17 protein-coding genes are annotated in these 21288 nt (G+C 71.8%); 7 read left to right on the top strand and 10 right to left on the bottom strand.

The features are described 5' to 3' along the window. Positions 1-11: 11 nt before the first annotated feature. The gene (locus ACTWQF_RS01440; RefSeq protein WP_443276278.1) at positions 12-2498 is read left to right on the top strand and encodes an ATP-binding protein; all 2487 of its coding nucleotides are present in this window, start codon (positions 12-14) and stop codon (positions 2496-2498) included. 67 nt (positions 2499-2565) lie between these two features. On the opposite strand, the gene nucS is transcribed toward ACTWQF_RS01440, so the two are convergent. After that, positions 2566-3228, bottom strand: a complete 663-nt coding sequence (nucS, locus tag ACTWQF_RS01435) for an endonuclease NucS (protein WP_443276277.1) — start codon at positions 3226-3228, stop codon at positions 2566-2568. 245 nt (positions 3229-3473) lie between these two features. Between nucS and ACTWQF_RS01430 the strand changes: the two genes are divergently transcribed. After that, on the top strand, positions 3474-3866 hold the full coding sequence (locus ACTWQF_RS01430; RefSeq protein WP_443276275.1) for an SCO5389 family protein: 393 nt from the start codon (positions 3474-3476) through the stop codon (positions 3864-3866). A 180-nt stretch (positions 3867-4046) separates the two neighbouring features. Here the strand turns inward: ACTWQF_RS01430 and ACTWQF_RS01425 are convergent, their stop codons facing one another. Next, positions 4047-5090 (bottom strand): LLM class flavin-dependent oxidoreductase, encoded by a 1044-nt coding sequence (locus ACTWQF_RS01425; RefSeq protein ID WP_443276273.1) that lies wholly within the window; start codon positions 5088-5090, stop codon positions 4047-4049. Positions 5091-5394: 304 nt separating this feature from the next. Between ACTWQF_RS01425 and ACTWQF_RS01420 the strand changes: the two genes are divergently transcribed. After that, entirely contained in the window at positions 5395-5757 is a 363-nt protein-coding gene (locus ACTWQF_RS01420; protein WP_443276271.1) for an ATP/GTP-binding protein, read from the top strand. Positions 5758-5796: 39 nt separating this feature from the next. Here the strand turns inward: ACTWQF_RS01420 and ACTWQF_RS01415 are convergent, their stop codons facing one another. From ACTWQF_RS01415 to mce, 7 genes are all read right to left on the bottom strand, one after another. Then, positions 5797-6705: an ABC transporter permease subunit gene (locus tag ACTWQF_RS01415; RefSeq protein WP_443276269.1), complete on the bottom strand. Its 909-nt coding sequence runs from the start codon at positions 6703-6705 to the stop codon at positions 5797-5799. Then, complete coding sequence (locus ACTWQF_RS01410; RefSeq protein ID WP_443276267.1) at positions 6705-8042, bottom strand: ABC transporter ATP-binding protein; 1338 nt, start codon at positions 8040-8042, stop codon at positions 6705-6707. The genes ACTWQF_RS01415 and ACTWQF_RS01410 overlap by 1 nt, the downstream gene beginning before the upstream one ends. 115 nt (positions 8043-8157) lie before the next feature. Continuing rightward, the gene (locus ACTWQF_RS01405; protein WP_443276265.1) at positions 8158-8928 is read right to left on the bottom strand and encodes an ABC transporter permease subunit; all 771 of its coding nucleotides are present in this window, start codon (positions 8926-8928) and stop codon (positions 8158-8160) included. Further along, positions 8925-10010: an ATP-binding cassette domain-containing protein gene (locus ACTWQF_RS01400; RefSeq protein WP_443276263.1), complete on the bottom strand. Its 1086-nt coding sequence runs from the start codon at positions 10008-10010 to the stop codon at positions 8925-8927. The genes ACTWQF_RS01405 and ACTWQF_RS01400 overlap by 4 nt, the downstream gene beginning before the upstream one ends. A gap of 194 nt (positions 10011-10204) precedes the next feature. Then, on the bottom strand, positions 10205-11155 hold the full coding sequence (locus tag ACTWQF_RS01395; RefSeq protein ID WP_443276261.1) for a cellulose-binding protein: 951 nt from the start codon (positions 11153-11155) through the stop codon (positions 10205-10207). A gap of 125 nt (positions 11156-11280) precedes the next feature. Further along, positions 11281-15057, bottom strand: a complete 3777-nt coding sequence (gene scy / locus ACTWQF_RS01390) for a polarized growth protein Scy (protein WP_443276259.1) — start codon at positions 15055-15057, stop codon at positions 11281-11283. A gap of 436 nt (positions 15058-15493) precedes the next feature. Further along, entirely contained in the window at positions 15494-15937 is a 444-nt protein-coding gene (gene mce / locus ACTWQF_RS01385; protein WP_443276257.1) for a methylmalonyl-CoA epimerase, read from the bottom strand. A gap of 136 nt (positions 15938-16073) precedes the next feature. Between mce and ACTWQF_RS01380 the strand changes: the two genes are divergently transcribed. Both ACTWQF_RS01380 and meaB read left to right on the top strand, forming a co-directional pair. After that, positions 16074-17273: an acetyl-CoA C-acetyltransferase gene (locus ACTWQF_RS01380; protein WP_443276255.1), complete on the top strand. Its 1200-nt coding sequence runs from the start codon at positions 16074-16076 to the stop codon at positions 17271-17273. Positions 17274-17318: 45 nt separating this feature from the next. Then, positions 17319-18275: a methylmalonyl Co-A mutase-associated GTPase MeaB gene (gene meaB / locus ACTWQF_RS01375; protein WP_443276253.1), complete on the top strand. Its 957-nt coding sequence runs from the start codon at positions 17319-17321 to the stop codon at positions 18273-18275. 35 nt (positions 18276-18310) lie between these two features. Here the strand turns inward: meaB and ACTWQF_RS01370 are convergent, their stop codons facing one another. After that, positions 18311-19006 carry a PepSY domain-containing protein gene (locus ACTWQF_RS01370; RefSeq protein ID WP_443276251.1) on the bottom strand — a complete coding sequence of 232 codons (696 nt, stop codon included), beginning with the start codon at positions 19004-19006 and terminating at the stop codon, positions 18311-18313. Positions 19007-19131: 125 nt separating this feature from the next. Here ACTWQF_RS01370 and ACTWQF_RS01365 point away from each other — a divergent pair, with 125 nt between their 5' ends. Both ACTWQF_RS01365 and ACTWQF_RS01360 read left to right on the top strand, forming a co-directional pair. Further along, positions 19132-19812 carry a response regulator transcription factor gene (locus ACTWQF_RS01365; RefSeq protein WP_443276250.1) on the top strand — a complete coding sequence of 227 codons (681 nt, stop codon included), beginning with the start codon at positions 19132-19134 and terminating at the stop codon, positions 19810-19812. Further along, positions 19805-21286 (top strand): ATP-binding protein, encoded by a 1482-nt coding sequence (locus tag ACTWQF_RS01360; RefSeq protein ID WP_443276248.1) that lies wholly within the window; start codon positions 19805-19807, stop codon positions 21284-21286. The genes ACTWQF_RS01365 and ACTWQF_RS01360 overlap by 8 nt, the downstream gene beginning before the upstream one ends. Positions 21287-21288: the final 2 nt, after the last annotated feature.

Raw genomic sequence — 21288 nt, 5'->3', positions numbered from 1 at the left:
TCTTGGGAGACATGACGATGGAACGGCACGGCAGCGACCGCTACGCCCACGGGGACGAGCACGAGCCCACCGGCGACGTGACCAGCAGCGAACCGGACAGCGGGACCGGCGGCGAACCGGCCCGGGCTGTCCGGCTGGTCGCCGATCAGTACCTCGTGACGATCAACCCGGTTGACGGCAGCGAGATCGAACCCTGCCCGCCGGGGGAGCAGCGCGACGCCCCGCCCAAGCTCGCCCCCCGGGACCGCCCCGTCCCGGAAACGGCCACCGCGGCGGCGGCACTGCCGCCCGGCAGCCTGCTGGAGCGTGACGAGGAGCGCGAGCGGCTCTCCCGGCTGCTCTCCCGCGGTCGCTCGGTCCGGCTCACCGGACCCGCCGGATCAGGCCGCAGCGTCCTCCTCGACGCCGTAGCCGCCGACGTCGCCTCCCTCGCGCCCGACGGGGTGGTCCGCCTCAGTGGCTACCACCGCACCCCGAGCGACCTGATGTACGACCTGTTCGCCACCGTGCACAGTGCCCCCCTGCACCGCCCGGGGAAGGCCGAGCTGGTCAGCGCGCTGAGCGGGATCGGCGCCGTCGTCCTCGTCGACGACCTGGAGTTCGGCGGCGCGGCCCTCGACGAGCTGCTGCAGGCCACGCCCGAGTGCGCCTTCCTGTTCACCGCCAACCCCGATGTGACCGCGCCCGCCTCCCGCTCGCACGTGGAAGAGGTGTTCCTGCCGGGGCTGAGCCGCACCGCCTGCATAGAACTGCTGGAGCGTGCGGTACACCGGCAGCTCACCGACGACGAGGCCGACTGGGCGGCCGATCTGTGGTTCGACTCGGAAGGGCTGCCGCTGCGCTTCGTCCAAGCCGGCGCGCTGCTGCGGCTCCAGGGCAGCGGCGGCGTCGTCCCCGGTCTGTCGGACGACGTGGCGCTGGCACCGCTGCTGGCCGCGGCGCTCCCCGAGGCCGGACGGGGCGCCCTGCGGCTGGCTCTCGCGCTCGACGGACAGCTCCCGCACCCCGACCACCTGCCCGCCCTCGTCGGCGACCCGCAGGCCGACGACAGCCTCGCCGAACTGCTGGCCTCCGGGCTGATCAGTCCGGCAGGCGGCCATTTCAAGCTCGCCGCAGGCGTCGCAGCCCAACTCACCGAGGCCGGATACGCGGAGGGCGGCACCGCCTACGCCCTCGCCGCCGCACAGCACTACAGCTGGTGGGCCGGTCAGCCCTCGGTCGCCCCCGACAGCGTCGCGCTGGAGGCCGACGCGCTGCTCGCCGCCGTACGGGGCGCCCAGCGCGGCGGCAACTCCAGCGCAGCGGTGCTGCTGGCCCGTACGGCAGCGCCCGTGCTTGCGGCGGGGATGCGCTGGAGCGCCTGGGAGCGGGTGCTGCGCTGCGGCCAGGAGGCGGCACGGGCCTCCGGCGAGCTCGCCGAGGAAGCCTATTTCCACCACGAACTGGGCATCCTCGCCCTCTCCGCCGACAACCCCGAGCGGGCCCGCTCCGAGCTGGAGACGGCGCTCGGACTGCGCGGCACCCTGGCCGAGCAGCGCGGCATGGTCGCGGGCCGCAGGGCGCTGGCGCTGGTGACCGACCGGCTCGCCGCGACCGGCACCCCGGGACCGCCCCCCGGCCCGGCCGCCCACCCGGCCCCCGGCGTCTCCGCACCGGAGGGAGACAGCCCAGTCACCACGCCCATGGCGGCCTTCCCCGAACCGTCAGCGCATACGTTCACCGATACGCCGGCCCTGGGCGCCCGGGCCGTCGGCGCAGCGTCCACGGACGCCGATGCCGCCACCACATCCGTCATGTCGGCCGCCGCCGCACAGCCGCCGGGGGAGACGCTGGTCTCGGCGACGGGCGGTGCGGCGGACCCGGGCGGCCTCGCGTCGTCCGGCGCGGGCGGCGGCCGGCACGGCGCACCGCGCGGCTGGCGGGCCTTCACCAGCAGCAAGCGGAACATGGCGGTGGCCGGCGCGGGCGCGCTGCTCGCCGCCGTGGTCGGCACCGTCGTCACCCTCGGCTCCGCCACCGACGACGGCCCCCCGGACTCCGTACGGCCGGACTCCTCCACCTCGCAGGACGACCAGGACAACGCCCCCGGCGACGAGTCGCCCGGCGAGGACAGCCCGAGCGGAAAGCCGGAACAGCAGCGGCCGGCAGCGGGCAAGCCGGCGCCCGGCGCGGACCTTCCGGCCCCCTCGCAGAACCCCGGGACACCCGCGGACGAGCCGAGCTCCTCCAACGGCTCCTCCAGCGCTCCGGACGACCCCAGCAGCCCGGAGAAGCCATCGTCCTCGCCGGACGACCCGCCCTCCTCGCCGAGCCGTCCCCCGTCCTCCTCGCCGGACGACCCGCCCTCGTCCCACGACCCGTCGCCCACGCCCAGCGACGACCCGACGTCGGAGGAGCCCCCGAAGTCCCCCTCGGGCAGCACGGATACGAGCACGTCGACCGACCGCTCCCCGAGCGACGATCCGTCCTCGGCGTCGGCCGACCCGTCGGCGTCATAGCTCCCGAATCCGGTTCACGGGCTCAGCGGGCCCCGTCTGGCCTGTCGGCGGGACGGGGCCGTCGGCGTCAGAAGAGGCGGAGTTTGTCGTCCTCGATGCCGCGCAGTGCGTCGTAGTCGAGGGTGACGCAGTCGATGCCGCGGTCGGTGGCCAGGACGCGGGCCTGGGGCTTGATCTCCTGGGCCGCGAAGACGCCCTTGACCGGGGCGAGATGAGGGTCGCGGTTGAGGAGTTCCAGATAGCGGGTGAGCTGTTCGACGCCGTCGATCTCGCCGCGGCGCTTGATCTCGATGGCGACGGTCGTCCCGTCGCCGTCGCGGCACAGGATGTCGACGGGGCCGATCGCGGTGGGGAACTCGCGGCGGATCAGGGACCAGCCGTCGCCCAGCGTCTCCATGCGGTCGGCGAGGAGCTCCTGCAGGTGCGCTTCCACGCCATCCTTGATCAGCCCCGGGTCGGCGCCCAGTTCATGGGAGGAGTCGTGCAGTATCTCCTCCATCGTGATGATCAATTTCTCGCCTGTCTTGTTCTCCACCGTCCAGCGCTGGTCGTCTCCCTCTTTGAGAGTGCACGGAGGAGACATCCAGTTGAGGGGCTTGTACGCACGGTCGTCGGCATGGACGGACACCGATCCGTCGGCCTTGACCAGGATGAGTCTGGGCGCGGAGGGCAGGTGTGCGGTGAGCCTGCCGGCATAGTCCACGGAGCAGCGGGCGATGACGAGACGCATGGTCGGTCACGCTACTTGACCACCCGCGCAGTGCGCGATTCGCCCCCGGATGGGGTGTTCGACTGTGGCGCGAGTATTCCCATTCTCGTGCTCCTCTCACCCCGGTGGCCGTACGGTAAAGCTGGGCGTCGCCGTCCGAGGTGGGGGCCCCTCCCGGCCGGAGGCTGGGGGAGCGACTACACGGTGATTGCCCTTCACCCCCAAGAGACCCGGCTTCCCGGCCCGGGTCGCGAGAGGAGAAACCCATGTCGCTCGACGTCCCACCTGCGCTCTTGGAACAGGCAGAGCGTGGCGAGGTGGATGAGGCGGCGTTCGTCGACTGCGTCCGTACCTCCCTCCCGTACGCCTGGGAGATGGTCAGTTCGCTCGTCGCGCAGTTGAAGGTGGACGGCGGGGAGTTCGCCGACAACCAGACGCCGCCACCGGATGAGCAGCACCGAGGGCAATTGCTCCGCGCAATGGCCAGCGATGCGATCCGGGGTGCACTGGAGCGCCACTTCGGTGTGCGGCTCGCGTTCCAGAACTGTCACCGGGTCGCCGTCTTCCCGCTGGACGCGTCGGCGGACGACCGGCACTCCCGGTTCACTTCGATACGCGGGCAGCTCCTCAACCAGTCCCCGGAGTTGCGCGACTGTTGAGCACCTGCTGAGCGGGCCCGGAAGGTGGAGGGCCCGCGTCTGTTGCGGCGGTGGCGGTGGAGGAGTCACCGCTAGCTGTTCAAGCTCCGGTTGCGGCCCCGCCGGGTCGCAACCGGGTGCCGTCTGCGGCGTTTTTCGGCCTTTGCAGGGGAGCAGCCCGCAGCCCGGCTGCTGCCCGGCTCAGCCGAGCAGCGGCAACACCTCGTCAGCCAGCCGGTGGACGTTCCGTACCGTGCCGTCCCGGTCTCCGCAGCCCTCGACCAGCAGCGCGAAGCGGCCGATACCGGTGCGCTCGGCCGTCGCCTCGAGCCGGTCGGCGCACAGCCGGGGCGTTCCCACCGCGTGCAGCTCGCACAGCAGCTCCGTATAGCCGAGCGGGTCCCGCATCGGGCGGGGCCGGCCGTCGACGGTCACATGCTGGCCCAGCCCTTCGCGCAGCCAGCCGGGCATGGCCTTGGTGAGCAGTTGCCGGGCCTCGTCACGGGAGTCGGCGACCTGCGCCACACCGGCCGACACATGCCGCGCGGCGACCGCCTCGACCGCGTCCGGAGTGTGCCCCGCCTCCAGCGCCGTACGCCGCCAAAGGCGGGTCATGTCGGCCTTGTCCTCGTCGCCGCAGTGCATGCCCAGCAGCATGGGCAGCAGCCGCTCGGCCGCCAGCCGTACGGTCCCGGGAGAGGTGCATGCCACGACCACGCCGGGGACGGCCGCCGCCCCTCCGGAGAGGCTCGCGGTGTCCGGGCGCGGCACCACCGATACCTCGCGGAAGCGGTAGCGCTCGCCGTCCGCGCCCACCCTCGGCTCGCGCAGCCAGCGCAGCAGCAGGTCCAGCGCCTCCGGGAAACCTTCCTCGTACGCGCGCAGGCCGCCGCCGAAGACCTCCAGGTCCACCCAGGGCCCGCCGCGTCCGACGCCGAGCGTGAAGCGGCCCTCGGAGAGCAGATGCAGCAGCGCGGTCTGCTCGCCGAGGGCGACCGGATGCGCGTTGGGCAGCACGCTGACGGCGGTGCCGACGCCGATCCGCCGGGTACGCCCCAGCAGCAGTGCCGCGAGCGTCACCGCTGAGGGGCAGACGCCGTACGACACGAAATGGTGCTCGGCGAGCCAGACATCGGCCAGCCCCGCCTCCTCCGCGGCCTCGGCGATGCGCACCGCACGGTCCAGCACCTCGTCCTGCACCTGACCCGGAAACTGTGCGCCCAGGACAAAAGCTCCAACTCGCATTTCTCACCGCCCTCGTGACTGCCCGCGGCCTCCCCGGCCCGGACCGGGCGCTCCGGAAGATCGGACACCCCAACCAGCAATAACGGCACACGGGTGCCGAGGGCACGGGCTGAGATGCCATTCATCAGATGAACGCCAATCGGCCCCTGCCTGTGGACAGCCGCCGACGGTCGCCACCCACCTGCGTACGCTTGAATGCACACGGCCGCCGCGCCGCACGCACCGTACGCCTCATGCGCGGACCCATGCGGTGCCGCGAGCGGCCGTCAGCCGCCCATCGCCGTCGACCCCCCGAGGTGCCCACGTGTCCCCGCGTCGTAACCGCTCCCGCAGCGGCGCCGTCAAGTCAGCCAAGGCCGCCCGCACCGGCTCCGGGGTGCGGCGCGGTGGCGAGGAGCGGAGCGAGCGGGAGCGCTACGGCCTGGAGCGCACCGAGGACTGGCTGGGCGAGGAGTGGGCGGTCCGGCAGATAAGCGGAGGCGCGGCGGTAAAGCACTACCGGTGCCCCGGCTGCGACCAGGAGATCCCGCCGGGCGTCCCGCACGTCGTCGCCTGGCCGCTGCAGGGCGATGTGGCCGACCGCAGGCACTGGCACCGCGCCTGCTGGAACGCGCGGGACCGCCGGAGTGCCAGACTCCAGCGGTCCCGTAACGCTCCGCGCTATTGAGGCAACCCGCGTTGTCGAGCGGGCAGCCCTCGTATTCCGCTACACGTCGCGCTTGTTCAGCAGCGCGTAGGCCACGACGAAGACGACCAGGGTGACGACCGCCAGGCCGCCGAGCAGCGGCCAGCCGGTGGCGTCCTGGTCCTCGCTCATGGGGATGCGGTAGAGGGAGGCCAGTCCGTTCAGCGGGGAGTACTCCATCAGCTTCTCGCGGATGTCCTGGAGGGCCTCGCCCGCCATGAACAGCGCCATCACCAGCGGCAGCAGGACCACGCCCATCATCGTGGTGATCGCGCCCGCCGAGTGCCGCAGCAGCGCGCCCACCGCCAGTGACAGCAGCCCCAGCAGCGCCACATACAGCCCCGCGCCGACCGTGGCACCCAGCCACTCGCCGCTGGAGGCGACCAGCTTCCCCCCTTCGAAGGACCCACCGAAGTCGCTGTCGCCCACGTACGAGGGACGCGTCTGGTCGCTCAGCATCGCGGAGTTGATGAGCGCGGTGAGGGTGCAGGCCAGCGTCGTCATCACGAAGGCCAGCACGAAGAAGACCAGCGCCTTGGCCAGCAGCACCCGGCCGCGCTGCGGGCAGGCGGTGAGGGTGGTGCGGATCATTCCGGTGCCGTACTCGGAGGTGATGACCAGCACGCCGAGCGTTATCACGCAGATCTGGCCCAGCATCAGCCCGAACAAACCGCTGGAGAGCAGCGGCATCCCGGTGTAGCTCTCACCGCTCAGCCCCAAGGCCGTCAGCAGGCCGATGCCGACGACGAGCGCGAACATCACGCTCAAGGTCCAGACGGTGGAGCGCACGGTGCGGATCTTCGTCCACTCCGCGACCAGCGCGTGACCGAGGTGGGTCCGCGCCATCGGGATGGGCGAGCTGTACGGGGCGATCCCCTGCGGCCACTCGGCCTGCGGAGCCGCCTGGGCCTCGTGCTGCTGGGTGCTCATCAGGCGTCCTCGCCTTCGTTCTTGGCGGCGCTGCTTGCGTGGTCACCGGCGTTGCCGGGGATGCCCTTGGCCAGCGGGTCGGCCGAAGGCGCGGGGCCGGCGGAAGGTGGCGCCGGGGTGCCGGTGGCGTACGGGTTGGGGGCGCCCGCTCCGCCCGCGGGGGCCTGCGGCGCCCGCATCTGGAGCGTGCCGCCCTCGGGGGCGCCCCGCTGCGGTACGACGTCCTGCGGCGGCGGTACGGGGTCCAGCTGCGGTGTGCCGCCGTACAGGCCCCCCTGTGCCGGGGTGGCATGCGGGGGCGGCGGCATCTGCGGTGCGGGGGCCATCCCCGGTACGGCAGCCGGCTGCGGTGGCATCACCCCTGGTGCCGTGCCTGGTGCCGTGCCTGGTGCCGGCTGTTGCAGCCCCGCGCGCATATCGGCCGTCGAGCGGTAGTCCACCGAGCCCTGGGTGAGCCGCATGTACGCCTCTTCCAGCGACGCCTGGTGCGGCGAGAGTTCCCACAGCCGGACATCCGCGCCGTGTGCCAGGTCGCTGATGCGCGGCAGCGGCAGCCCGGTGACGCGCAGCGCGCCGTCCTCCTCGGGCTGCGCCTGGCCGCCCGCCTCCTGCAAGGCCGTGACCAGCTTCTCGCGCTGCTCCGGCGCGCCGTCCGGGGTGCGTACCCGGGCGAACCCGATGGAGTTGCGCTCGATGAACTCCTGCACGGACATGTCGGCCATCAGCTGTCCGCGCCCGATGACGATGAGATGGTCGGCGGTCTGCGCCATCTCGCTCATCAGATGGCTGGAGACGAAGACCGTACGGCCCTCGCTCGCCAGTCGCCGCATCAGGTTCCGGACCCACAGGATGCCCTCCGGGTCCAGTCCGTTGACCGGCTCGTCGAAGAGCAGCACCTGTGGGTCGCCGAGCAGCGCGGCCGCGATGCCGAGGCGCTGGCCCATACCGAGGGAGAAGCCCTTGGAGCGCTTCTTGCCGACGTCCTGGAGCCCCACCACGCCGAGCACCTCATCGACCCTGCGGGCCGGGATGCCGGACAGCTGGGCCAGGGAGAGCAGATGGTTGCGCGCACTGCGGCCGCCGTGCACGGCCTTCGCGTCGAGGAGGGCACCGACCTGGCGGGGTGCGTTGGGCAGCCCGCGGAAGGCGTGGCCGCCCACGGTGACCCGACCGGACGTCGGTGTGTCCAACCCCAGGATCATGCGCATCGTGGTCGATTTCCCGGAGCCGTTGGGCCCCAGGAACCCGGTTACGGCCCCCGGCCGCACCTGGAAGGACAGGTTGTACACGGCCGTCTTGACGCCGTAGCGCTTCGTCAGGCCGTACGCCTCGATCATCCTTTGCCCCTGGACGCAGGTCGGGGCTCACTCGCCCCCGGACATGGCCTAGGAGGTTACGGGGCCCGCAATTGGTTCCATGCAGCGGCCCCCCGGGGGCCCGGGGGCGGGTGGCTCACGCGTCGCGCTTCTTGAGGACCACGAAGCCCGCCACCAGCGCGGCGGCCGTCCAGGCCACCATGATCAGCAACCCCTCCCACGGCCCGTACGGCCGGTCCAGCGTCTCCGGCACCACAGCCATCACCGTCGTGCCCGCCTGGTCGGGGAGGTACTGGCCGATCTTCTTGGTCGCCTCGACGTTGCCGAGGATGTTGGAGATGAGGAAGAAGAACGGCATCAGGATCGCGAACGCCAGCAGCGGGCTGCGCAGTACGAAGGTGATGCCGACGGCGAACATGGCGATCAGCGCCATGTAGAGGCCACCGCCGACCACGGCACGCAGCACTCCCTCGTCGCCGATGCCCACCCCGTGGGAGCCCAGCAGCGCCTGGCCGAGGAAGAACGCGCAGAAGCTGGTGATCATGCCGACGACCAGGACCAACGTCCCCGCGATCAGCACCTTGCACCACAGGAACGTACCCCGCTGCGGCACGGCGGCCAGCGAGTTGCGGATCATGCCGGTGCTGTACTCCGCCGAGACGATGAGCACCCCGAACGCGATCATCGCGAGCTGGCCGAGGCCCATCCCGGCGAAGCTGGTGTAGGTGGCGTCGAACGTCAGCCGGTCCCGGGCGGACATGTCGCCGAAGGTGGATGCGGTCACCCCGCAGATCAACGCGCCGAGGCCGACGGAGACGACCAGCGCCGTGGCGAGGGTCCAGACGGTGGAGCGGACGGAACGGACCTTCGTCCACTCCGACTTCAGTACCCGCGTGGTGTGGCTCATCCTCGGCGCCCCTTCTTCCAGTTCTCGCCCCACGCGGGAGGCGCCTGCACCCCTTGCGGCGGTGGAGCCGTCCCACCTTGCGGCGGTGGGACCGTCCCGCCCTGCGGCGGTGGAGCCGTGCCGCCCGGCGGGACCTGTGGGGCACCGCCCTGCGGCAGTTGCGTACCGTCCGCGCCGGGCGCGTAGGCGTGGTACTCGACGCTCTGTGCCGTCAGCCGCATGAACGCCTCCTCCAGGGAGGCCCGCTGGGTGCTCAGCTCGTGCAGCACCACCCGGTTCGCGGCGGCGAGCTCCCCGATCCGGGGTGCGTCCCCGCCGTCCACCTCCAGTGCGCCGTCCTCGCCGGTCGCCGGCCGCAGTCCGGCCCCGACGAGGATGTCCAGCAGCCGCTCCGGCTCGGGAGTGCGGACCCGCACGTGGGTACGGGAGTTCTCCGCGATGAACTGCGACATCGAGGTGTCCGCCAGCAGCTTGCCCTGGCCGATGACGACCAGATGCTCGGCGGTCTGCGCCATCTCGCTCATCAGATGGCTGGAGACGAACACCGTCCGGCCCTCCCGGGCCAACTGCTGCATCAGGGTGCGGATCCAGTGGATGCCCTCCGGGTCGAGCCCGTTGACCGGCTCGTCGAACATCAGGATGCGCGGGTCGCCCAGCAGAGCGGCGGCGATACCCAGCCGCTGCCCCATGCCGAGGGAGAAACCCTTGGGCCGCTTGCGTGCCACATCGTGGAGGCCGACCATTTCCAGCACCTCGCCGACCCGGCGCTCGGGGATGCCGTTCGACTGCGCCATACACAGCAGGTGGTCATGGGCTCTGCGCCCGCCGTGCACCCCCTTGGCCTCCAGGAGCGCACCGATGCTGTTGAGCGGTTCGCGCAGCTCGCCGTAGTGCTTGCCCTCGATACGAACGTCGCCCCTGGTGGGGGCGTCCAGGCCGAGCACCATCCGCATCGTCGTCGACTTGCCCGCTCCGTTCGGCCCCAGAAAGCCGGTGACCGTACCAGGACGTACGGTGAAGCTGAGGCCGTCGACGGCGAGCTTGTCGCCGTACCGCTTGGTGAGGTCCTGCAGCTCGATCATTCTTCGACGCTAAAGGGCAGCCACTGCGCTCGCCAGTTGTGCGCATTATCCGCACATCACCCGCACATGCGAAACGGGCCGCACCGTGCGGTGCGGCCCGCCGCATGTCCGGAGCGTCCCGCCGTTGCGGCGGGAAAAGCTGGTGCGCCGGAAAACGTGCCGCTCGGAGCCTGCTAACAGCCCCGCGCAGGCGGTCAGCGGGACTGTTGGGCCGGGACCGAGCGGCCCGCGGTCTCCTCGTCCGTGGCCTCCTCGCCGGGCTGCCCGGCCGCCGCCACAGCCGCGCCGGTGAGCGTGGCCAGCATCTCGCGCACGTTGGTGAGCTGCGCGTTGATGCTGTCGCGGCGGTTGGTGAGCGCGGCCAGCTCGCGCTCGGACTCGCTGCGCACCCGGTCGGCCTTCGCATTGGCGTCGGCCACGATGTCCTCGGCCTGGCGCTGTGCGGTCTCGACGGTCTGCCGGGCGCGGCGCTCCGCGTCCGTGCGCAGCTTCTCGGCCTCCAGGCGCAGCTGCTCGGCGCGGTGCTCGATCTCGGCGAGCCGCTTCTCGGCCTTGGCCTGACGGGAGGCCAGGTCGCGCTCGGACTGCTCGCGCCGCTTGGCCAGGTTGGTCTCGAAGTCGGCGGCGGCCTGCGCGGCCTTGGCGCGGGTGTCCTCGAAGAGGGTGTCGGCCTCCTCGCGCTTGGACTGGGCGTCCTTCTCCGCCTCGCTGCGCAGCGAAGCGGCCTCGCTCTTCGCCTTGTCGACGATGCGCGAGCCCTCTTCCTCGGCCTTCGCCTTGCGCTCGGCGGCGAACGCCTCGGCGTCGTTACGCACCTGCTGCGCCGCACCCTCGGCCAGCTCGCGGTGCTGTTCGGCGGCGCGACGGGCCTCCTCGCGCAGGTCCTTGGCCTCCTCCTCCGCGAGGCGGAGGATCTTCTCGACACGGGCGCCCAACCCGGCGTACGACGGCTCCGCGTCGTTGACCTGAGCCTGGGCGTTCTGCGTTTCGAGGTGCAGTTCCTCGATGCGCTTTTCCAGAGAGGTGATACGGGCCAGGGCGCTGTCACGGTCGGCGACGAGCTTTGTGATGCGGTCGTCCACCTGCCCGCGGTCGTAGCCACGCCGCACGAGCTCGAAGCCGAAGGGGGAGGAAGTGTCGCTCATGGGGTTCCTGTCGAGTCAGACGGGTTATCAGACGGGGGAGTGATAGAGGGAATCCTAGGGGCCGAAGCGGCGTGTCATCGAGCTTATGCGGGTTTGATCTGGAGAATGTGCCCTCATTCGGGTGGCTAACTCTCCGAACCCTTGCCACTCGAACGAGTTGTACCAGCGCCAACGCCCGCTGTCACACCACCGTTTGCGCCTGTGTCACGTCCGCCCTTTTTGCCGGATCCCGATCCGCGTCCCGACCCGCCGCCGGAACCGGTTCCGTTGCCCGGGCCCGAAGCGGAATCAGAACCGGAATCCGACCCGGCCGCTGACGCGGCGCCCGGCGTCTCGAACGACTCCAGCGCCTCCAGCACATCTTGCACGCGGGAGATCTCCGCGTTGATGTCCTCCTGGCGGCGCATCAGCACATCCAGCTCGTGCTGCCCGGCCTCGACCGTACGCCGGGCCTCCTCGGTGGCCTCGTCCCGCGCCTGCTGCGCCTCCCGCAGCATGGCGGCCTTCTTCTGCTCGGCCTCCTTCAGCAGGCCCTCGGCCTTCTTGACGGCGGCGATCCGCACCTTGCCCGCCTCGGAGTCGGCGTCCGCACGCAGCTCCTCCGCCTTCGCCCGTGCCTCGGCCAGCTGCTCCTCCGCGGCCTGTACGAGCTTGTCGCAGCGCTCGCCCGCCGACTGCATCGCCTCGGCGGCCTCCCGGCGGGCCCGCTCGTGCAGCTCCTCGACCTCCGCCTCGACGCGGGTACGCAGCTCCTCGGCGCGCTCGCGGATCGCGCTGGAGTCGCTGCGCGCCTCCTCCAGCATGGTGTCCGCGTCGGCGCGGGCCTTCTCGACCAGTTCCCGGCCCTCGGCCTGCCCCTCGGTCACCAGCCGCTCCGACTCGGCGCGAGCGGCACCGACCATGGAGTCCGCCTGCTCCTCTGCGGCGGCCTGCGTGCGCAGCGCCTCCTCCTGGGCCTTGGCGAGGAGTTGGTCGGCCTGTTCGGCGGCCTCGCCGCGTTTCTTGGCGGCCTGCTCGCGTGCCTCGTCCAGCAGCCGCTGGGCCTCGGCGCGGGCCTCCTCGCCGATCCGTTCGGCCTCGGCGCGGGTCTGGTCGCTGAACCGCTCGGCCTTCGCCCGCAGATCGTTGCCGACCCGCTCGGCCTCGGTGCGGGTCTCCAGGCTGAACTGCTCGGCCGCAGCGCGGGTGTCCCGGTCGAACTGCTTGGCCCCGGCCCGGGTCTCGCTGCTGAACTGCTCGGCCTCGGTGCGGGTGCGGTCGGCCTCCTCCTGGGCCTTGGCGAGGAGTTGGTCGGCCTGTTCGGCGGCCTCGCCGCGTTTCTTGGCGGCCTGCTCGCGTGCCTCGTCCAGCAGCCGGTCGGCCTCGGCGCGGGCCTCGTCGCTGACCCGCTGCGAGTCGGCGCGGGTGCGTTCGGCCTCGGCCATCGCGTCCGAAACGGTCCGTTCCGCCAGCGACTTGGCGGCCTCGGTCTCCTCCTGGGCCTCGCGGCGCAGCGTCTGAGCCGCGAGCTCGGCGGCCGACCGCAGCCCGGCGATCTCCTCCTCGGCCTCCGCGCGCAGCCCCGCGACGGAGTCCCGTACCTGCTGGGCCGTCTCCTCGGCGGACGCCACCAGTTCGGCCGCGCGCCGCTCGGCCTCCTCGGTCAGCCGCTCGGCCTCCTCGTGGGCCTCGGCCACCCGCTTGCGGGCCGCCGCCAGCAGCTCATCGCTCTGCTCGCGGGCCTCCGTACGCTCCTGGTGGGCCTCCTCGCGGGCCGAGGTCAGCAGCTCCTCGGCCTCGCGCCGGCGGCGGGCCGCCTCCTCCTGGGCCGCGCTGAGCGCCTCGGCGGCCTCCGCGTTCGTCCGCTCGGCCGCCGCGTCCGCCTCGGCGCGCACCCGGTCGGCCGTCGCCTTGGCCTCCTCGCGCAGCCGCTCGGCCTCCGCCGCCGCCTCGCTGCGCAGCTGGACGGCGACCGACTCGCCCTCCGCACGGGCCTGGGAGGCGTCCGATGCGGCCTCCGTGCGCAGCCGTTCGGCCTCCTCCTCGGCCTGCTCGCGCAGCGTGCGTACCCGCTCCGCCGTCTCGGAGCGCAGCCGTTCGGTCTCGGTCCTCGCCTCGTCCCGCAGCCGCTCGGCCTCCGTGCGGGCCTCGGTCAGGCCGGACTCGGCCTCCGCCAGCTTGGCCTCGGCCTCCTCATGCAGCCGCGTCAGCTCCGCCTCGGTCTCGGCCTTGCGGTCGCGGGCCGCCTGCTCGGCCTCCTCGCGGGTGCGCCGCGCGGCCTCGTCCGCCTCGGTACGCGTCTGCTCGGCCTGCTCCTCGGCCTGCGAGCGCAGCTCCTCGGCCTCCGTACGGGCCCGCTCCAGCGCCTCCTCGGCCTGCTTGCGCAGCGTGGTGGCCCGCTCGATCGCCTCCGTACGGACGCGCTCGCTCTCCGTCGTCGCCTCGGTACGGGTCTCCTCGGCGTCGGCCTTCGCCTTGCCCAGCAGCTCCTCGGCCCGGTTGGCGGCCTCCTCGATCTGCTGGACGGCGTCGCGGCGGGCCTCGCCGCGGATCTTCTCGCCCTCTTCGACCGCCTCGGCCCGCAGCTGCTCGGCCTCGCCGCGCAGCCTGCGCGCCTCCTCCTGGAGCTCGACCGTCTTGGCCCGGTACTCCTTGGTGTCGTCCTTGGCGGCGCCCTTGAGCTGTTCGGCGACGTCATGCGCCTCGGCGCGCAGCCGGTCGGCCTCCTCCTCGGCCTCCCTGCGCAGCCGCTCGGCCTCTTCCGAGGCCGACTTCGTGGTGGCCTTCGCCTCCTCGGAGGCGCGGTTGAGCACGTCCTCGGCGGTACGGGCCGCCTCCGCGAGCTGGTTCGCGGACTCCTCGGCCGTGGTGGTACGGGCCTTCTCCTTGGCCTCGGCGATCATCCGCTCGCCCTCGGCCCTGGCGTCCTCGCGCAGCTGCTCCGCCTCGGCCTTGATCGCCTCGGCGTCCTTGGTGGCCTGCCCGACCAGCCGTGCCACCTCGGCCTTGGCCGTACGGGTGCGCTGCTCGTTCTCCGACTCGGTGTCGGCGAGCCGCTTGCCCGCCTCCTCCTCGGCCTCCTGGAGCTTCTCGGTGGCCTTCTCGCGGGCCTCGCGCAGGGCCGCCTCGGCCTCCCGCATCCGCTCCTCGGCGCGGCGCACCAGATCGGCGGACTCACGCCTGCTGGTCTCCACCTCGCTCGTGGTGGAGGTCCGCAGCTGCTCGGCGTGGTCGGTGGCCTCCTGCGCCTGCGTGGAGGCGGCGTTCAGCAGCCGCTCGGCGTCCGCGCGGGCCCGCCGCAGAATCGACTCGGCCTCGCTGCGGGCCTGCTCGGCCTCCGTGGTCAGCCGCTGCCTGGACTCCTCCGTCAGCCGCTGTGCCTCGGCCCGCGCCCGGGCCAGGGACTGCTCGGACTCCGCCCGGGTCTCCTCCATGAGCCGGCGGGCCTGCTGTTCGGTACGGGTCCGCAGCTGCTCGGCCCAGGCCACGTTCTCGTTGACGTGGTTCTCCACCGTGGCGCGGCGCTCGGCCAGCTCCTGGTCGAGCTGCTGACGGCGGCGTACCGCCTCGGAGTGCAGCTCCGCCTCCAGCCGCGACTGCTGCTCGGCCTGCTCCTGGAGCAGCCGCTGTGTCTGGGCGCGGGCCTCGCGCAGCTCCCGTTCGGCGTCAGCGCGCATCTGGTCGGCCTGGAGCTGGGCGTTGCGGAGCAACTGCTCGGCCTGGTGGGAGAGGTTGTCGTACCCTGCCGGGCGCGTGGCGAGGGCGCGGCGCGCCTCGTGCAGCTTGGCGCGCAGCACTTCGACCTGGTAGCCGAGGTCGTCGGCATGCTCGACGGCCTTCTCCCGCTCCTTCTTCAGCCGCTCCATCTCGGCCTCGAACTGCGAGAGGTGATCGTCAGCCTCGTAGCGGTCGTAGCCCCGCACTGCGCGGTCCCATCCGTCCCCTGGTAGTCGTGGAGATGATCCGGCCCTCTCCCCGGACTTGATTAGACACGTCTTCCGGAAATGGTGTCAGATCATCGGCGGAACGTGGACCGAGCCCCCAGCCCGGAGATCTCCGTACGGGTGGGGAGGGCCCGCCCCGGCCGGAGGCCCACTCTACCGGGCGTGGATGCCGACGCCAGTGGTCCGTTGGTGCGGCTGTGACCGAAGGGACGCAGGCTCAGTGCGCGTCTTCCTCGCGGGGCGTTGCTGATGTCACCAGTTCAGTGAGCACCCCGTGGGGGCCGCCCTCAGTGCGGGGTTCGGTCGCCCGGCGTTGCGGAGGTGACCAACTCCGTGAGCACCCCGTGGCAGTCCTTGGGGTGCAGGCTGTGTTTTCCCGGGGGACAACCCCCGGACCCCCCACCCGGGCGTCGAGTCAGTGCGGGGTTTGGTCGCTCGGCGTTGCGGAGGTGACCAACTCCGTGAGCACCCCGTGGCAGTCCTTCGGGTGCAGGAAGGTGATCCGGGAGTCCATGGTGCCCTTGCGGGGCTCGTCGTAGAGAACGCGGACGCCCTTGTCGCGGATGGCTTCGGAATCGCCGTCCACGTCCGCGGTGCCGAACGCGATGTGGTGGACGCCCTCGCCGTTCTTGGCCAGCCACTTGGCGACCGTGGAGTCCTCCCGGATGGGCTCCAGCAGCTGGAGGTAGGACGCGCCGCCGTCGTCCGTGCCGTTGATCCGCAGCATGGCTTCGCGGACGCCCTGCTCCTGGTTGACCTCGGTGTGGAACACCTGGAAGCCGTAGGTGCGAGAGTAGAAATCGACGGTGGCCTCGAGGTCCCGGCAGGCGATTCCGATGTGGTCGATACGCGTCAGCATGGGGAACAGTGCAGCGCTCTCCGCGCGGTTACGCAACGTGCGCACGGTCACACTCACCGACGGGTGACCCGGGCTGGTACTGCTCAGTATCTTGAGCGGTAACCCTCGTTAACTTCCCCCCGGAAGGGAACCCCTCATGACTCCCACCTCCAGCAGCACCACATCCGTGATCGTCGCAGGCGCCCGAACGCCCATGGGACGGCTGCTCGGCTCGCTGAAGTCCTTCTCCGGGGCGGACTTGGGCGGGTTCGCCATCAAGGCGGCACTGGAGCGGGCCGCTATCGGCGGGGACCAGGTCGAGTACGTGATCATGGGCCAGGTGCTCCAGGCCGGGGCAGGGCAGATCCCGGCGCGCCAGGCCGCGGTCAAGGCGGGCATCCCGATGAACGTTCCGGCACTGACCGTGAACAAGGTGTGCCTCTCCGGGCTCGACGCCATCGCGCTCGCCGACCAGCTGGTGCGCGCGGGCGAGTTCGACATCGTCGTCGCAGGCGGCCAGGAGTCCATGACGAATGCCCCGCACCTGCTGCCCAAGTCCCGTGAGGGCTACAAGTACGGCGCTCTCGAAGTGCTCGACTCCATGGCGCACGACGGGCTCACCGACTCCTTCGAGGGCATCGCCATGGGTGCCTCCACCGAGAAGCACAACACCCGCCTGGGCATCCCGCGCGATGTGCAGGACGAGATCGCGGCCCGCTCCCACCAGCGCGCCGCGGCAGCCCAGCGCGACGGGCTCTTCGCCGCAGAGATCACCCCGGTCGAGATCCCGCAGCGCAAGGGGGATCCGGTGCTCTGCTCCGAGGACGAGGGCATCCGGGGTGACTCGACCGCCGAGTCGCTGGGCAAGTTGCGGCCCGCGTTCGCCAAGGACGGGACGATCACCGCCGGTTCGTCCTCGCAGATCTCCGACGGCGCCGCCGCGGTCGTCGTGATGAGCAAGGCGAAGGCCGAGGAGCTCGGGGTGGAATGGATCGCCGAGATCGGCGCCCACGGGAATGTCGCCGGACCCGACAACTCCCTTCAGTCGCAGCCCTCTAACGCCATTCAGCACGCGCTGAAGAAGGAGGGGCGCGCAGTCGAGGATCTTGATCTGATCGAGATCAACGAGGCGTTTGCCGCCGTCGCCCACCAGTCAATGAAGGACCTCGAAGTCGGCCCCGAAAAGGTGAATGTGAACGGTGGCGCCATTGCCCTGGGGCACCCCATCGGAATGTCCGGAGCCCGCATCGTTCTCCACCTCGCGCTGGAGCTGAAGCGGCGCGGGGGCGGTCTCGGCGCAGCCGCCCTGTGCGGAGGCGGCGGCCAGGGCGACGCCCTGATCATCCGCGTCCCGTAAGAGGGAACCGGACAGTCGGTCACAGCCCGGAACGGAGCGGTTTCAATGGTGGATGTCGCAGCGCTGGTGGCGGGGGCCCGGGAGGGAGCGCCGCGGGCGGTGGCGCGGCTGATCTCCCTCGTCGAGGGCGCCTCCCCGCAGCTTCGCGAGGCCATGGCGGCCATAGCCCCGTACTGCGGCAACGCCTATGTGGTCGGCCTCACCGGCTCGCCCGGCGTCGGCAAGTCGACCACCACCTCGGTGCTGGTCAGCGCGTACCGCGCGCAGGGCAAGCGGGTCGGGGTGCTGGCAGTGGACCCGTCCTCGCCGTTCTCGGGCGGCGCGCTCCTCGGCGACCGGGTGCGGATGGGTGAGCACGCCTCCGATCCGGGGGTCTACATCCGTTCGATGGCAACCCGCGGCCACCTGGGTGGCCTGGCCTGGGCCGCTCCGCAGGCGATCCGGGTGCTGGATGCCGCGGGATGCGACGTGGTCCTGGTGGAGACGGTCGGCGTCGGACAGTCCGAGGTCGAGATCGCGGCGCAGGCCGACACCAGCGTGGTGCTGCTCGCACCCGGCATGGGTGACGGCATCCAGGCCGCGAAGGCCGGAATCCTGGAGATCGGCGACGTCTACGTCGTCAACAAGGCCGACCGGGACGGGGCCGACGCCACCGTCCGCGAGCTCAACCACATGCTCGGCCTCGGCGAGGCCCGGCAGCCGGGCGACTGGCGGCCACCGGTGGTCAAGACGGTGGCCGCCCGGTCGGAGGGCGTGGACGAAATGGTCGCGGCGCTGGACAAGCACCACGGCTGGATGGAGGAGCGCGGGGTGCTCGCCGAGCGCCGCGCGGCACGTGCCGCCAAGGAGATCGAGACCATCGCGGTGACCGCGCTGCGCCGGCGCATCGGCGAGCTGCGGGGCGGCAAGCGGCTCGACGCGCTGGCCGCGCGCGTGGTGGGCGGGGCGCTGGACCCGTACACGGCGGCCGATGAACTGGTCGAGGGCGTCACCGAGGGGTGACGCCCTGACCGGGAGCGGAAACGGGGACGACTGCCTCAGTCGTCGTCGCCCTCGCTCTGCTCGCTCTCGTGGTGGAGGACCTTGCCGGAGGCCCCGTCGAGGACGAGCTCGTGCTCCTTGCCCTTCTTGTCGACCGCGTCGGCCTCCCACTTGCCCTTGTCCCGGCCGTCGTCGTCCAGGCTGACGGAGGTGACGGCGCCCTTGGTCTCCTGGGCGGCCTTCTTGCCGACCGCGTCCGCGTCCAGCTTGGCGGCGCGGACGACCGAGCGGTCCTCGTCCTTGCGGGCGTCCACCCGGTTCTTGACGACGTGGCCCTTGGTGGCGTCGATCTTCACGTCGTGCCACTTGTTGTCCTTGCCGAGGACATCGGCATCCCACACCAGCTGGTTACCGTCGGTGTCCAGCTCCAGCTCGGTGATGCTGCCGGGAACCTCCTTGAGCGCGGAGTGGGCCGCACGGCTGTAGGAGACGTCCGCGGAGCCGGCGTTCTCGGCCTTGTCGGCGCGGCTACCGTCCTGGCCGTCGCCGCGGTCGCACCTGTCGTCGCTGTCGCTGTGGTCGTCGTCGTGGTCGTCGTGCTCGACCATGCGCACGTCCGACTTCGACTGGTGCGCGGCGGCCGCCTTGCCGCCCGTTCCGCTGTCCTGCCCGGCGACCCCGAACGCGGTCGCCGTACCCCCTCCGACCAGGGCGGCTGCGGCGACGGTGGCGATGATGACCTTGCGCTTCATGACGTTCGACTCCTCGGGTCGTTCGCTGCTCTCGCTTTCGATGACTCCACGGTGGCCGACTGTTGCTGAACGTAAGCTGAAGCTACCTGAAGCCCTCTTCAGCCGCGATTTGGCAAGGTAGCCCTGTGCGTCTGCTGATAGTGGAGGACGAGCGGCGACTGGCCCGGTCGCTCGCCAGGGGTCTGATGGCCGAGGGCTTCGCCGTGGACGTCGTGCACGACGGCGCGGAAGGACTGCATATGGCGGTCGAGAACGAATACGACTTGATCGTTCTCGACATCATGCTTCCGGGGATGAACGGATACCGCGTCTGCGGTGCGCTGCGCGCCGCCGGCGACGAGACACCCGTACTGATGCTGACCGCCAAGGACGGCGAGTACGACGAGGCCGAGGGGCTGGACACCGGCGCCGACGACTACCTCACCAAACCGTTCTCCTACGTCGTGCTCCTCGCCCGCGTCCGCGCACTGCTGCGCCGCCGTACCCGAGGCGCCAAGGCGTCCCTGCGGGTCGGCGAGCTGACCGTCGACCCCGCCGCGCAGCGCGTCATGGTGGGCGAGCGGGAAGTGGAGCTGACGGCCAAGGAATTCGCCGTCCTCGAGTATCTGGCCACCCGCGCCGGAGAGGTCGTCGCCAAGACGGAGATCCTCGAACATGTCTGGGACTTCGCCTACGAGGGCGACGTGAACATCGTCGAGGTCTATGTGAGCGCCCTGCGGCGGAAGCTGGGATCCGGCTGGATCGGCACCGTGCGCGGGGCCGGGTACCGGCTCGGCGACGGCGCCGGGGGAGCGCGCCGTGCGTAGGGCGTCCGTACGGGTACGTGCCGCACTCGGCGCCACCCTCGTGGTGGCGCTCGCGCTGGTCGCCGCAGGCTTCTTCGTGGTGGCCACGCTCCGTGACGGCCTGGCGGACACGGCACGGCTCAACGCGGAGAACGCGGCGCGCGGCACGGCGGCCCGGCTGGCCGACGTGTCCCGCACGGAGGTCAGGCAGCTGGACGGGCTCGACGGCGACGACCCCGCACAGGTCGTGGACGCGAACGGCAAGGTGCTCGGCGCGAGCGACCCGGTGCAGGGGCGCGGTCCGATGGCCGATTTCGCGCGCCCCGAACGGTCCGACGACGACACCGGGACCGGGAAGGACCCGGAGGACTCCGACAGCGAGGATGCCGACGACGGCGACAGCGGCAGCGGCGGGGCTGAGGTCGACGCGGACAGCGAGAACAAGATCCTCACCTTCCCGGTGGACGACGACGGCGAGGTCACCTACGACAAGGAAGACATCGTCCGCTCCCAGGAGTTCGACGTCGCCGCCGTCCAGGGCCGCACCCGGGACGGCACACCCGTCACCGTCTACTCCGGTGCCTCCCTCGGCGCCCAGCAGGAAGCCGTCTCCACGGTGACCCGCTCCATGCTGTTCGGGCTCCCTGTGCTGCTGCTGGTCGTCGCGGGAGTGACCTGGCTGGTCACGCGGCGCGCCCTGCGGCCCGTCGAAGGCATCCGGCAGGAGATGAGCGCGATCACCGCCAGCACCGACCTCTCCCGCCGGGTCCCCGAGCCGGACGCGCGGGACGAGGTGGCACGGCTGGCCCGTACGACGAACGAGACGCTCGCCGCGCTGGAGATGTCCGTGGATCGGCAGCGGCGGTTCGTCGCCGACGCCTCGCACGAGTTGCGCAGCCCCATCGCCTCGCTGCGCACCCAGCTGGAGGTGGCCGCGGCCCACCCCGAACTGCTCGATCTGGACGAGGCGGTGGAGGACACCGTACGGCTCCAGACGCTGGCCGCCGATCTGTTGCTACTGGCCCGGCTGGATGCGGGGGAGCGGCCCGCCGAGGGGCGGGTGGCCCTGGACGCGCTGGTACGTGAGCACGTGGCGCAGCGGGTGGCTGACCCGCATCCGGTGCGGGTGGAGGCGCTCGACGGGGGAGAAGTGCGGGGCTCGGCGGGTCAGTTGTCGCGGGTGCTGGCAAATCTGCTGGACAACGCCCAGCGGCACGGGCGTTCCGGGGTTTCCGTCGCTGTGCGGCGGGAGGGCGACGAGCTCGCTCTCTCCGTCTCCGACGACGGGGAGGGGGTGCCAGAGGAGGAGCGGGAGCGGATCTTCGAGCGGTTCGTCCGGCTGGACGCGGCGCGCTCCCGGGACGAGGGCGGAGCCGGGCTGGGCCTCGCCATCGCCCGCGACGTCGCGGAGCGGCACGGCGGCACGCTCCGGGTGGCGGGCCCCTCCCGGGGAGGGGCCACCTTCGTACTGCGGCTGCCGCTCGCCGGCGACTAGGA

The organism is Streptomyces sp. 8N114 (genome assembly GCF_052245835.1).
GTDB lineage: Bacteria > Actinomycetota > Actinomycetes > Streptomycetales > Streptomycetaceae > Streptomyces.
Note: the sequence above shows the minus strand (reverse complement) of the source record. Positions and strands in the feature narration are given on the sequence as shown.

What these genes read in the sequence shown, in the direction of transcription:
- ACTWQF_RS01440 (WP_443276278.1), top strand. Translation starts at nt 12, where the DNA reads ATGACGATGGAACGGCACGGCAGCGACCGCTACGCCCACGGGGACGAG.
- nucS (WP_443276277.1), bottom strand. Translation starts at nt 3,228, where the DNA reads ATGCGTCTCGTCATCGCCCGCTGCTCCGTGGACTATGCCGGCAGGCTC.
- ACTWQF_RS01430 (WP_443276275.1), top strand. Translation starts at nt 3,474, where the DNA reads ATGTCGCTCGACGTCCCACCTGCGCTCTTGGAACAGGCAGAGCGTGGC.
- ACTWQF_RS01425 (WP_443276273.1), bottom strand. Translation starts at nt 5,090, where the DNA reads ATGCGAGTTGGAGCTTTTGTCCTGGGCGCACAGTTTCCGGGTCAGGTG.
- ACTWQF_RS01415 (WP_443276269.1), bottom strand. Translation starts at nt 6,705, where the DNA reads ATGAGCACCCAGCAGCACGAGGCCCAGGCGGCTCCGCAGGCCGAGTGG.
- ACTWQF_RS01410 (WP_443276267.1), bottom strand. Translation starts at nt 8,042, where the DNA reads ATGATCGAGGCGTACGGCCTGACGAAGCGCTACGGCGTCAAGACGGCC.
- ACTWQF_RS01405 (WP_443276265.1), bottom strand. Translation starts at nt 8,928, where the DNA reads ATGAGCCACACCACGCGGGTACTGAAGTCGGAGTGGACGAAGGTCCGT.
- ACTWQF_RS01400 (WP_443276263.1), bottom strand. Translation starts at nt 10,010, where the DNA reads ATGATCGAGCTGCAGGACCTCACCAAGCGGTACGGCGACAAGCTCGCC.
- ACTWQF_RS01395 (WP_443276261.1), bottom strand. Translation starts at nt 11,155, where the DNA reads ATGAGCGACACTTCCTCCCCCTTCGGCTTCGAGCTCGTGCGGCGTGGC.
- mce (WP_443276257.1), bottom strand. Translation starts at nt 15,937, where the DNA reads ATGCTGACGCGTATCGACCACATCGGAATCGCCTGCCGGGACCTCGAG.
- ACTWQF_RS01380 (WP_443276255.1), top strand. Translation starts at nt 16,074, where the DNA reads ATGACTCCCACCTCCAGCAGCACCACATCCGTGATCGTCGCAGGCGCC.
- meaB (WP_443276253.1), top strand. Translation starts at nt 17,319, where the DNA reads ATGGTGGATGTCGCAGCGCTGGTGGCGGGGGCCCGGGAGGGAGCGCCG.
- ACTWQF_RS01370 (WP_443276251.1), bottom strand. Translation starts at nt 19,006, where the DNA reads ATGAAGCGCAAGGTCATCATCGCCACCGTCGCCGCAGCCGCCCTGGTC.